Here is a 10502-nt window from a genome sequence, read left to right on the forward strand (position 1 = left end):
TCGCCTACCGATTCAACCGGCGCTTTCACCTCGACACCCTGCCCAGCCGATTGCTCGTCGCCGCCATCGCCGTCGGGCCGCGCCCAGAGCGCTGGATCCGTCTGGCTGAGGAAGCTTGCTAATCAGGGCGGCATGGTCGAAGCTGCGCTGACAGGCAAACACCTTGGTGCCGCTCTTCGGATTGATCGAGTCGTCCAACACCACCAGCAGGCGCCCGTCGGTGAGGGGGTCGGGAATCGCCCGCCAGAGCACCGCCCAGACCCGCGTCCACGGCAGCTTCACCGAGGCCATGAAGGTGTAGTACCTGGCCTCGCCGATCGCCACGCCGAAGAGCGTGGCGATGGTGCGCAGCAGGTTGGAGGTGCGCGAGGCGGTGATCGGCAGCAGGATGGCCTGCAGCGTGAGAATGAACCAGCGGGCGCGTTCCTGGCCGTGATCGGAGCTGGGGAAAAGGCTCTGGAATTGGGTGGCGAGTGCGGGTAGGATCGGCATCGAATGCGGCTCGTATTTGGCGTCTAATCATTGGCTTAGGCACCTTTCATTATACGCTTGCGCGAGCCTGCATTCATCTTCAACTGCTTGTTTATTCACCGAATCGTCCGCGTTTTTCACACTCGTTCGGTCATCGTGGCAGCCTGGATTTCATCAATAAGCTTTCACGAATATGCGCGCATATTCGTGGTTGATTATATTATGATATGGCTGCATGAAAGTGAGAAACTTCAGGTTCTTTATGCACCAACGCCAAAATGATGCTGGACCGTGCGGTTGCCAAGCGTCTTCTGCGCATGCACCTCCTCGTACAGGGTCAGGCTGCGCCCGCCGACGGGCAGCGAGGCACGCAGCAGGTGTAGCGACTGATCGGCTTTCCGGTCCGACCAGTCGGTCAGGATCAGCGGTTCCTTCAGGCGCGCCAGGGTGACTCGGCAGAGTGCTCGGTAGATTGATCGGGCCTCGCCTTGCAGATGCCGATTGGCGAGCAGGCGATCGGCACGCTTGATCTTGTAACGGAGATCGATCGCTCCTGTGAAACGTCGGCCCACATCGGTCAACGACAGGGCCGGCCCACTCACGCACGACACCACCGCCGCGAACAGGGTCGCCAGACGCCGGCAAGGGATGTGTGGAAGTAAGGGATCCAGGCATCGGTGGAGAATCGTGATGACAGGCATGGGAGGTATCCTGGTCGATTTTGTCACTTTCCAGGGACCACAACCTCCCGTGCATGTTCATGACTGTGCTGAAATCTCCGTTCAAGCTATTGTTTTAGAAAAAATATTCTTGGGATACCTCAGGGTCTGACCATGCTTAGCCGCCTTCGCCAGCTCCGCGCGCGCCAAGGGCTCAATCAGCACCGCCGGATCTCCGGCGTAGGGACTCCGGTTGCCCGGAGCCCCCGCCACAGACCCGGACGTGCAGTTTTCCCGCATCCGGTTCCTCGGTCGTACTCGCTTTCGCGCGAGCAAAAAATCATGCAGACACCGGTTGCGCGCGCGGTGTGTCGGTGATGCGGGGTTTGGCGATGCCGAGCTTTTCGATGGCGCGACCGAAGACCGCCCATGTGAAGCTCTTGCGCTTGCCCCCACGCCGATTCAGCCATTTGAGCGCGCAGGCGACGGTCGTTTCATAGAAGCGCCACAGGTCCTCCGAGTTGCCTCGTAGCCCATAGTCATTGTCATGACCGACCAGCCGCCGATTGAGTCCCTTGATAAACTCCCTGCCCGGCAGGTGCCGGTGGCTTTTGATCCATTCCTTCATGCGCCGGATCGCCCCTTGCAATCGCTTGCGGGCAGTACGACGCTGAACCCGTGGAATGCCTTTCTGAGGTTCCCCCGAAATTTCGTCTTCCAAGGGTGACGTAGAATGACGGTCACCTTGGAGATGACGATGCAGAAGATTCCGAAGCAAGAGTACACCGCCGCGTTCAAGGAACCGGCGATCAAGCGCGTCAAGGATGGCAAAACCGTTGGCGTCGTGGCCAAGGAGATGGGCCTGGTCGAGCAGACCCTGCGCCACTGGGTGAAGGCGTTCGAGGCGGGTACGCGCAACGGCCCGGGTGCTGCGAAGGTGGCGCCCGAGGCGATGGAACGGTCGCGGTTGCGTGCGGAGAATGCATGCCTCAAACGCGAGGTCGACATCCTCAAAAAAGCGACGGCGTCCTTCGCGAGGGATGCGTGGTGAAGGACGTCTGGATGGATGCGCACCGCCAAGCGTTCGCCTTGAGCGAGCGCTGTGAGGTTCTGGCGGTCAGCGTCAGTGGCGATCGGGCCTGGAAAGGTGGTGGTCATGCGGACCGTCAGGGGCTGACCGATGTCCAGTTGCGGGTCCTCATCCCGTCGATCCATGCCGCGTTCAAGGGTGCCGACGGCCGTCCTCGGAGGGTGCGGGAACGGCGTGCACGGGGCTTTCCGGTGAGCAAGGCACGCGTGGAGCGCCTCCTGCACGCGCCTGGCATCCGGGGGCGGCACCAACGCCGTGACAAGGCCGCGACCGACGCCAAGCACGGCTTGCCGGTGGCGGAGAACCTGCTCGCACGCGACTTCGCCCCGAGCGGCCCGAATCCGGTCTGGACCGCCGATATTACCGACCTGTGGACCGATGAAGGTTGGCTGTCCCTGGCCATCGTGTTGGATCTGTTCAACCGGGAAGTGGTCGGCTGGTCGTTGAAACCGCGCCTGACGGCAGACCATCGTCACGGATGCGCTGACCATGGCCTGGTTCCGCCGCAAGCCAGCGCCAGGGCTGACGCACCACTCCGACCGGGGCAGCCAGTCTGCCAGCCATGCCTTTCAGGACAAGCGACGCGAAGATGGAATGGTCTGCTCCATGAGCCGCAAGGGAAACGGCTGGGACAACGCCCCCACCGAGAGCTGGTTCAACCGCTTCAAGAACGAGCGGGTCTTCGATGAGCGCTTCGCCACGCGGGAAGCGATGAAGGCCACGGCTTTCGAGTCCATCGAGGTGTTCGACAACCGCAAGCGCTTGCACTCCACCCTCGGGTACACCTCACCGGTTCAGTTCCTGAAAGACTGGATCAGCACCCAGCGGGGAGAAAAACAGGTCGCATGAGCACACTCCCTTGGAAGACGAAAAACCGAGGGAACCTCAATCGCTGGGATGCCTGCCTCGACGTGCTCAAAGAGCGTCCACGCCGCCGCCGCTTGCAATCCCTTCCGGCCAGGGTCATTGAGATGATGAATTCACAAGAGCGTCAACGGTGCGGTTAAGTTGGCGCTTATGGGGATTCACCCCGTGGCAACGTTTGTTTCCTTAGCGTTCCACGGTAACGCCGCGCCAGAATGCCACATGACCCTTGATGTTCGAGGCCGCGGGCTTGGGGTCGGGATAGAACCAGGCTGCATCCACGTTACAATCGTTCCCCACCACGATGTGGTAATACCGCGCCTCGCCCTTCCAGGGGCATCGGGTCGTTCGCTCGCTCGGCTCCAGGAACTCGCGACGAACCGCGTCCAGGGGGAAGTAGAGGTTGCCCTCCACTTCGACGACCGTGTCGCTTTCAGCGATCATCTGATTCTTCCACACTGCTTTGGCCATGGCGCAAACCCTCATTGGCGATACCCTGTCGATGCTGTCAATATAACGCACATTTTGTCGGCAACCTTCCGCTTCCGGGCCGCGAGGCATCGTTTGACCGCGCCTTCCGGGCTGGCGAGGATCGGCCGAGACGGTCCCATGCGTTTTACCGGCAATGATCACTCGCGATGCTGGCCAACCCAACCCGATCCTGGCGCGGCAAGCGGACACCGTATACATAAGGGCGACGATGAAAGTTCCAAAAAGTCTCGAACCGCTATTGCAGGACGGTCTGATCGACGAAGTGATCCGCCCGCTGAAAAGCGGCAAGGAGGCCGCGGTCTATGTGGTGCTTTCCGAAGGCGCGGTGCGCTGCGCCAAAGTCTATAAAGAGGCCAATAAACGCGGCTTTCATAAACAGTCGCTCTATCGCGAAGGCCGGAAAGTGCGCAATAGCCGGCAGGCCCGCGCGATGGAAAAAGGCACCCGCTATGGACGCCGGGAACAGGAAGACGTTTGGCAAAATACCGAAGTCGACGCCCTGTATCGACTTGCCGCAGCGGGTGTGCGAGTACCACAGCCCTATCACTTTCTCGAAGGCGTTTTGATCATGGAACTGATCACGGACGAACAGGGCGTTGCGGCACCCCGGCTGAACGATCTCGAACTGACAGGCGAACAGGCCCTGGAATACCACGGAGCACTGATCGCGGAAGTGGTGAAAATGCTCTGCGGAGGATTGGTGCATGGCGACCTCTCCGAATTCAATGTGCTCATTGACGCGCGCGGCCCGGTGATTATCGATCTGCCCCAAGCGATTGACGCGGCGGCAAACAATCACGCCGCCCGGATGCTGGAGCGGGATGTCGACAATCTGGCCGCCTACTTCGGTCAGTTTGCTCCTGAACTGCTGACCACCAGCTACGGCAAGGAGATCTGGTACCTGTACGAGAGCGGCAATCTGTCGCCCGACATGAAACTCACCGGTCACTTCAAAGGCCAGCATAAAAAGGCCGATCTCGACAGCATCATGAGAGAAATCAATGATGCAAGAGAGGATGCAATGAGACGTTACGCCCGAGACTCCACCTCGATTCTCAAGGATTAATCCAAATGATCCTTCCAAAATTACGCGTTCTTCTCGCCACATGTTCTTGCGTTCTAAGCATTGCGGCCTCTTCCGCCGATCCTGTCCTGGAGTTATCGGTCAAGGAGCGTTTGGTCACGGGCCGTGTGGATGGCGCCACGCTGGCGGCCACGCTGGAACTGCTCGGCAGTCAGACCGGCATCGACTTTGCGATCGAAAGCGCGAATTTGGCACAATCTCCGATCATCCGGATTTTTAACGAGGTTCCGTTGGATGAGGCGATCCAGGCGCTCGCCGGCTCCAGCAATGTGTTTGTCTACCGGCAGACCGAGGAAGGTCGGAAATTGGAAAAGGTGATCGTACTCGGGCGTGGAGTCGATCGGAAGACGAGTCAGGAACGCGGTTTTTCAGTTGCCTACGGGCCGGGCGACGATCAACTTGGCGCGGTCGATGGCGTGGAAGGCGCGAGCGAGGGACCGGCTTCTTTTGCGGTGGACCAGCATGGCAACCTTCTCGTTTGCGATACCGTCAATCATCGGTTGCAGGTTTATGATCCGGACGGTCGGCATGTACGAAGCATGGCTCTCGGAGAGATCGTTCCAGAGGATGTGGTGATTGACAAAGACGGGCTGATTTACGTCTACGGGACGGATGACACCCTGAGCCAACTGGATGCAAATGGCAATGTGCTGACCACCATCGCGGTCGATCATTCTCGTTGGGATAGTCGGGGACCGATGCGGATGGTCGATGGCACGATCTCGATACGCGCAAACGGGATCGGCGATACGGCAATTGCCGGAGTCGCCTCGGGGTCATTGACCCAGCCGACCGAGGCACAGATCGGAGAGGGCGTGGCCAAGGGTTTTCGTGGTGCCGACGGACAGCGATTCGTGCCCGAAGTCGATTGGCGGAACAAGGTCGGGAACGTTCGGATCGATTACCCGGATGGTCGCTCGGTCACGGCGTCTCTGCCAAAGAGCGGTGTCATTGGGGCGGAGTTTCTCGGAGAAGATCAGGGCGGAAATTTCTACGTGAAGACGGAAGCCGAACAGGACGACTCCATTGCCATTGACGTTCTCGTCTTTGACCCTAATGGGCGTCACCAAAGCACGATCGCGATTCCAGACGAGGAATATCATTATTGGTCCATGCGAAGCGCCGTGGTGACAGGGAGTGGCGAGGTGTTCAACATGGCCCCTGGATCCGATCATGTGCGTTTTCATGCAATCTCTCAACCCGGCGCAAGCCAGGACGCGCTCCCGCCGCGCATCGTCAAGTAACGGCCAAACGGCAGGCGAGAGACTCGCGCGATCGCGCCGCTATGGAGAGATGTCATGCCCGACTGGATGTCCGGGCATCGACAGCCGGTCTCTCCGAATCTCACCGGTGCGCAACCCCTCGAACTCGGCGACAAAGCTATCGAGCCGGCCGGCGGCAATCGCCTCCCGCAGTCCGCGCATCAAGGTCTGGTAATAGCGCAGGTTGTGGATGGTGGCCAGTCGCGCCCCCAGGATCTCCTTGCATTTGTCGAGATGATGCAGATAGGCGCGGCTGTAATGACGGCAGGTGTAGCAGTCGCACAACGGATCCAGCGGTCCCTCGTCGGTGCGATGGATGGCGTTGCGGATTTTGACCGTGCCCTGGTGGGTGAAGAGATAACCGTTGCGGGCATGGCGGGTCGGCATGACGCAGTCGAACATGTCGATGCCGCGACGCACGGCGGCGACGATGTCCTCCGGGGTGCCGACACCCATCAGATAGCGTGGACGGTCGACCGGAAGCCGGTCGGCGAGAAAGTCCAGCACCCGCAGCCGATCCGCTTCCGGCTCGCCCACCGAGAGACCGCCGATCGCATAGCCGTCGAAGCCGATCGCTTGCAGCCCGTCCAGCGATTCGGCGCGCGGGCGTTCGTGCATGCCGCCTTGGACGATGCCGAACAGCGCCGCCGGGTTGTCGCCATGGGCCGCGCGCGAACGGGCCGCCCAGCGCAGCGAGAGTTCCATCGAGGCGCGCGCCCGGTCCTCGTCGGCGGGATACGGCGTGCATTCGTCGAAGATCATGACGATGTCCGATCCCAGCTCGCGCTGGACCCGCATCGAGACCTCGGGGCTTAAGAAGACCGGGCTGCCGTCGACCGGCGACTGGAAGTGCACGCCCTCCTCCGTGATCCGGCGCAGCTCGCCCAGGCTGAATACCTGGAACCCGCCGGAGTCGGTGAGGATGGGGCGCTCCCAGTGCATGAAGCGATGCAGATCGCCGCAGCGGCGGATGATCTCGGTACCGGGGCGCAGCATCAGATGGAAGGTGTTGCCCAGGACGATCTCGGCGCCGACCTCCAGCAGTTCTTCCGGGGTCATCGCCTTGACTGTGCCATAGGTGCCCACGGGCATGAAGGCCGGGGTCTCGACCGTGCCGCGCGCGAAGCGCAGGCGACCGCGGCGGGCCAGGCCATCACGGCCAAGCAGATCAAATTCCATCGTCGTCTCCGTGTTGAAACCTAAAAAAGCCATCGAACCGCAAAGAACACAAAGAACGTGAAGGATTCCAATGTCTTGCCATCGATGATGGCATTCGTCTTTAAGGCGTGACTGTCGTTCGCATTGCAAGCCCTTGTTTTGCTTTGCGTCCTTTGCGCCTTTGCGGTTCAAAATGCTGGATTTCGCTGAATGTGAATTTGGCGGTGCAACCAGTCGGTCACTTCAGCGAGGTTTGTCACCGTCAGGATCGGCGGAGCCAGCGCCTCCGGCCAGATCCGGCTGGTCCGGTTGACCCAGACGGCGGTCAGGCCAATGGCGCGCGCGGCCTCGACATCCATCCAGGGATCGTCGCCCAGGTGCAGACACTCGGTCGGTCGACAGCCACTGAGTTCCAGCGCGCGGCGGAACATCGCCGGGTCCGGTTTGGCCGCGCCGACCTCGGCGGCGGTGAGGCGGTGCCGAAACAGTCCCCGCAGGGATGTGGCCTCGATGCTCGAATTGCCGTTGGTGAGCGAGACCAGACAATAGTCCGCGGCGAGCGAGCGCAGCGCCGGGAGCACATCGGCGTAGGGTTCGACCCGGTTGCGATGTTCCAGAAAAAGATCCATGGCCGCGTCCGCGAGTTGGACAGGGTAGCCGAAGTCGTGCAACAGCATGGTCAGGGAGCGGTGCCGGACTTGCCCCAAGTCGTGCGCGATCGCGGGCGTCTCGTCCATGATCCGGCGGCGATGCTGGCGCAGGCTCGCCACGTCATGGGCCTTGGCGAGTCGCGGCGCATGGGCTTGTAGCCAGACCTGCAACGCCTGCTCCGCCGCCTGGATGACTGGCAGGCAAGGCCAGAGCGTATCGTCCAGATCGCAGGTCACGAGACGAAGCAGTGAGTCGGGCATGGCATTGGTGGGGCGCGCAAAGGACGGTATTGTGCCTGGAATCGAGGGCCTGATCCAAATGCCGCCAAAGCTTCCGGGATTGCCGGCTTGTCCCCGGCACCGGTCGCAAGTTCGGTGCAAGAAGCCGAATGCAACCCGGCAGTCCGGCATCCCCTGGACGCGCTATGCCTATAATGATTCCCTATGGGGAAGATCCTCCAGCGATAAGGTCTAAGGTGACCGGGAACGACGATGAACGCCGATTTGTATCAACGCGATTTCCACGCCTGGACGCGGGAACAGGCCCGGCTGCTCCAGGCGGGACAATTTCAGGACGTGGATCTGACGCATCTGGTCGAGGAGTTGGAGAGCATGGGTGCCAGCGAACGCCGCCAGTTGCAACAGCGTCTGAAGGTACTTCTAGCCCATCTTCTGAAGTGGCAATATCAGCCGGAATACCGTTCCAGGAGTTGGCGCGCCACCATCAAGGAACAGCGGCTGTCCTTGCTCGACCTGCTCGATGACAATCCGAGTCTGAAGACCATTCTGGAGGTGCGCATCGAGAAGGCATACCCCATGGCGGTCTTGCTCGCGGTCAAGGAAACCGACCTCGACGAGGCGACATTTCCGACCAGTTGTCCGTACTCCCTGGAGCAGTTGCTTCAACTGGAAGAGTACCCGGCAGCGCGGAACGCGAGCGAGTAAACGGCTTCAAGAGAGATCCGAGATGACCACGAAGACAGGTTCGATCCCGCATGGCCCCTTTCGCGTCGATCAGTTGCGCGAGGGCGATCGTTATGAACTGAGCAATGGCCACCCGATTTATTGCGCCCCGTCCGGGCGCGACCATTCGGGGCGCAATCTGTCCGGCGGCGGGGCGCTGGAGACCGACCCGGACGTGGAATGGGCGGGCGTCGATGCCGGTTTCACGCCGACGAGCGGTACCCTGCGCGCGCCGGATATCGCCGTGGCCGCCGCGGGCGACGAACGGGGCTGGATCCCCGGCGTTCCGCCGCTCGCCGTCGAATATTGCGGACCGGGGCAGGACGAACAGGAACTGGAAAACAAGATCGCCGAGCTGCTCGACCATGGTACTCAGCAGGTCTGGGTGGTGCGTTTGGTCGGGCCGCGGCGTGTCGAGGTACGTTGCCCCAAACAGCCGGTGCGGGTACTCGGACCCGGCGAGATCCTCACCGCCCCCGGCATCCTGCGCAATCCAGTGCCCGTCGAGGCGCTCTACGATCGCGACGCCAGCCATCGCGTGATGCTACGCAATCTGCTGCAACGCGCGGGCTACGACAGCATTGAGGCGATTCGCGAGGAAGGTCTGAGCGAAGGTGTCGAACAAGGTATCGCCGAATCGATTCTCGCCCTGCTGGCCGACCGCGATCTGACCCTCGACGCCACCGACCGCGCGCGTATCCTCGCGTGTCGAGACCGGGCGCAACTCAAGCGCTGGTTGCTGGCCGCGGCGCGCGTGGAAGATCCGGCCCGACTCTTCTCATAACGTCGCGATGCTAACCTCGTAGACCCCGCCAATCACCACATACTCATCCTCGCCCTTGAGCATCCCCGGTAGCAGGCGGTTATAGAAGAATACCTTGGCGAGCGGAACGTCGGTCTCCAGGATGTAATCGCCGAATTCGTCCGCCCGTTCGCGTTGGCTGGTGAAGCTGTTGAGATTATTCAACAGCACGCGATGGAACCCGCCGCTGCAGGTCTCCTGGATTTCGTGCTCGTCCATGCGGTTGATGCCGCGATAGAGCCGGAGGTGGGCGCGGTCCGGGAATTCGCGCGCCAGCTCGTACTGACAGGAAGTGCTGCACTAGTCTGTCCCTTTAGGATAGCTAAAATCATTGGGTCCGTGTCCTGTGCATTAGCGCTTTCCACCCACGCATACCCCACGTTCAGAAGGGCTCATTACCAGACTCGTTTGAAGGGTTAATGCGTGAGCAATCTTGTCAGACATGGCACCTACGGTCTTCCCACAGACTCCATGGGTTCAGGAAGATAAGTTACTGAAGCGGTTAAATTAATGAAGTAAGGTCGCTTGCTCAACAATTTAACACACTTAGTGCTTTACTAAGATGTCTCTGTGAGTGTTTCTGGGAATCTCATAAAGTGTATTTATTGGTTTTTCCAAAGGAGAAGGCTCGCTCTTTATGAGTGAGCGAGCTAAGGTTTACTCCGATACGGTGATTCCAGTGGCCTTTGCAGCGGCGTCGGTGGCATCCAGTAAGGTCTGTTGCGACAGATGAGCATAGCGCTCAGTCGTCGTGATCTTGCTGTGTCCCAGCAGTTGTTTCACCTCATAGATCGAGCGACCACTGTTGACCAACGCGCTGGCAAAGGAATGACGAAGGTCGTGCATTCTGAGTTCTGGCATTCCAGCGTCCCTCCTAGCCCATCCCATTACACACAACTCCCCGTGTGCGGGTAAAATAGGTTTGAGCATTCACGTTCATTGGGGATCGCATGGGCTGGGCAGAAGACGAATTTCGCGGGATCGCTCTGGGCGACGCGCGCCGCGAT

Annotated in this window: 10 protein-coding genes and 4 pseudogenes; 6 read left to right on the plus strand and 8 right to left on the minus strand. The window is 60.5% G+C overall.

The window, feature by feature from the left end:
• Window positions 1-122: pseudogene (locus CCR95_RS16930) on the plus strand (IS1595 family transposase); the annotation flags it as partial.
• A 16-nt stretch (window positions 123-138) separates the two neighbouring features.
• On the opposite strand, the pseudogene CCR95_RS16935 reads toward CCR95_RS16930, so the two are convergent.
• From CCR95_RS16935 to CCR95_RS16945, 3 genes and pseudogenes are all read right to left on the minus strand, one after another.
• Window positions 139-492 (minus strand): annotated as a pseudogene (locus CCR95_RS16935) (transposase); the annotation flags it as partial.
• A gap of 239 nt (window positions 493-731) precedes the next feature.
• A complete protein-coding gene (locus tag CCR95_RS16940) occupies window positions 732-1172 on the minus strand; it encodes a hypothetical protein (RefSeq protein ID WP_201096457.1) in 441 nt (146 codons plus the stop codon).
• 298 nt (window positions 1173-1470) lie between these two features.
• A complete protein-coding gene (locus tag CCR95_RS16945; protein WP_201096463.1) occupies window positions 1471-1758 on the minus strand; it encodes a hypothetical protein in 288 nt (95 codons plus the stop codon).
• 129 nt (window positions 1759-1887) lie between these two features.
• Here CCR95_RS16945 and CCR95_RS16950 point away from each other — a divergent pair.
• Window positions 1888-3069: pseudogene (locus tag CCR95_RS16950) on the plus strand (IS3 family transposase).
• 201 nt (window positions 3070-3270) lie between these two features.
• Here CCR95_RS16950 and CCR95_RS16955 read toward each other — a convergent pair.
• Window positions 3271-3555 carry a DUF427 domain-containing protein gene (locus CCR95_RS16955; RefSeq protein ID WP_201096466.1) on the minus strand — a complete coding sequence of 95 codons (285 nt, stop codon included), beginning with the start codon at window positions 3553-3555 and terminating at the stop codon, window positions 3271-3273.
• 229 nt (window positions 3556-3784) lie between these two features.
• Between CCR95_RS16955 and CCR95_RS16960 the strand changes: the two genes are divergently transcribed.
• A complete protein-coding gene (locus CCR95_RS16960) occupies window positions 3785-4642 on the plus strand; it encodes a PA4780 family RIO1-like protein kinase (protein WP_201096481.1) in 858 nt (285 codons plus the stop codon).
• 110 nt (window positions 4643-4752) lie between these two features.
• Entirely contained in the window at window positions 4753-5904 is a 1152-nt protein-coding gene (locus CCR95_RS16965) for an NHL repeat-containing protein (protein ID WP_201096470.1), read from the plus strand.
• A 39-nt stretch (window positions 5905-5943) separates the two neighbouring features.
• Here CCR95_RS16965 and tgt read toward each other — a convergent pair whose 3' ends face one another.
• Together tgt and CCR95_RS16975 are read right to left on the minus strand one after the other, a co-directional pair.
• Window positions 5944-7101, minus strand: a complete 1158-nt coding sequence (tgt, locus tag CCR95_RS16970; protein ID WP_242523301.1) for a tRNA guanosine(34) transglycosylase Tgt — start codon at window positions 7099-7101, stop codon at window positions 5944-5946.
• A 167-nt stretch (window positions 7102-7268) separates the two neighbouring features.
• On the minus strand, window positions 7269-7991 hold the full coding sequence (locus CCR95_RS16975; protein WP_201096472.1) for an HAD family hydrolase: 723 nt from the start codon (window positions 7989-7991) through the stop codon (window positions 7269-7271).
• 231 nt (window positions 7992-8222) lie between these two features.
• Between CCR95_RS16975 and CCR95_RS16980 the strand changes: the two genes are divergently transcribed.
• Both CCR95_RS16980 and CCR95_RS16985 read left to right on the plus strand, forming a co-directional pair.
• Window positions 8223-8675 carry a DUF29 domain-containing protein gene (locus tag CCR95_RS16980; RefSeq protein WP_201096475.1) on the plus strand — a complete coding sequence of 151 codons (453 nt, stop codon included), beginning with the start codon at window positions 8223-8225 and terminating at the stop codon, window positions 8673-8675.
• Window positions 8676-8697: 22 nt separating this feature from the next.
• Complete coding sequence (locus tag CCR95_RS16985) at window positions 8698-9477, plus strand: Uma2 family endonuclease (protein ID WP_201096479.1); 780 nt, start codon at window positions 8698-8700, stop codon at window positions 9475-9477.
• Here the strand turns inward: CCR95_RS16985 and CCR95_RS16990 are convergent.
• Window positions 9472-9789 (minus strand): annotated as a pseudogene (locus CCR95_RS16990) (NAD(+)--dinitrogen-reductase ADP-D-ribosyltransferase); the annotation flags it as partial. The gene CCR95_RS16985 and the pseudogene CCR95_RS16990 sit on opposite strands and share 6 nt — an antisense overlap.
• A 363-nt stretch (window positions 9790-10152) precedes the next feature.
• The gene (locus tag CCR95_RS16995; protein WP_242523302.1) at window positions 10153-10356 is read right to left on the minus strand and encodes a tyrosine-type recombinase/integrase; all 204 of its coding nucleotides are present in this window, start codon (window positions 10354-10356) and stop codon (window positions 10153-10155) included.
• Window positions 10357-10502: the final 146 nt, after the last annotated feature.

The sequence above is a fragment of the Thiocystis minor genome, from assembly GCF_016653465.1.
GTDB lineage: Bacteria > Pseudomonadota > Gammaproteobacteria > Chromatiales > Chromatiaceae > Chromatium > Chromatium minus.

What these genes read in the sequence shown, in the direction of transcription:
- CCR95_RS16940 (WP_201096457.1), bottom strand. Translation starts at nt 1,172, where the DNA reads ATGCCTGTCATCACGATTCTCCACCGATGCCTGGATCCCTTACTTCCA.
- CCR95_RS16945 (WP_201096463.1), bottom strand. Translation starts at nt 1,758, where the DNA reads ATGAAGGAATGGATCAAAAGCCACCGGCACCTGCCGGGCAGGGAGTTT.
- CCR95_RS16955 (WP_201096466.1), bottom strand. Translation starts at nt 3,555, where the DNA reads ATGGCCAAAGCAGTGTGGAAGAATCAGATGATCGCTGAAAGCGACACG.
- CCR95_RS16960 (WP_201096481.1), top strand. Translation starts at nt 3,785, where the DNA reads ATGAAAGTTCCAAAAAGTCTCGAACCGCTATTGCAGGACGGTCTGATC.
- tgt (WP_242523301.1), bottom strand. Translation starts at nt 7,101, where the DNA reads ATGGAATTTGATCTGCTTGGCCGTGATGGCCTGGCCCGCCGCGGTCGC.
- CCR95_RS16975 (WP_201096472.1), bottom strand. Translation starts at nt 7,991, where the DNA reads ATGCCCGACTCACTGCTTCGTCTCGTGACCTGCGATCTGGACGATACG.
- CCR95_RS16980 (WP_201096475.1), top strand. Translation starts at nt 8,223, where the DNA reads ATGAACGCCGATTTGTATCAACGCGATTTCCACGCCTGGACGCGGGAA.
- CCR95_RS16985 (WP_201096479.1), top strand. Translation starts at nt 8,698, where the DNA reads ATGACCACGAAGACAGGTTCGATCCCGCATGGCCCCTTTCGCGTCGAT.
- CCR95_RS16995 (WP_242523302.1), bottom strand. Translation starts at nt 10,356, where the DNA reads ATGCCAGAACTCAGAATGCACGACCTTCGTCATTCCTTTGCCAGCGCG.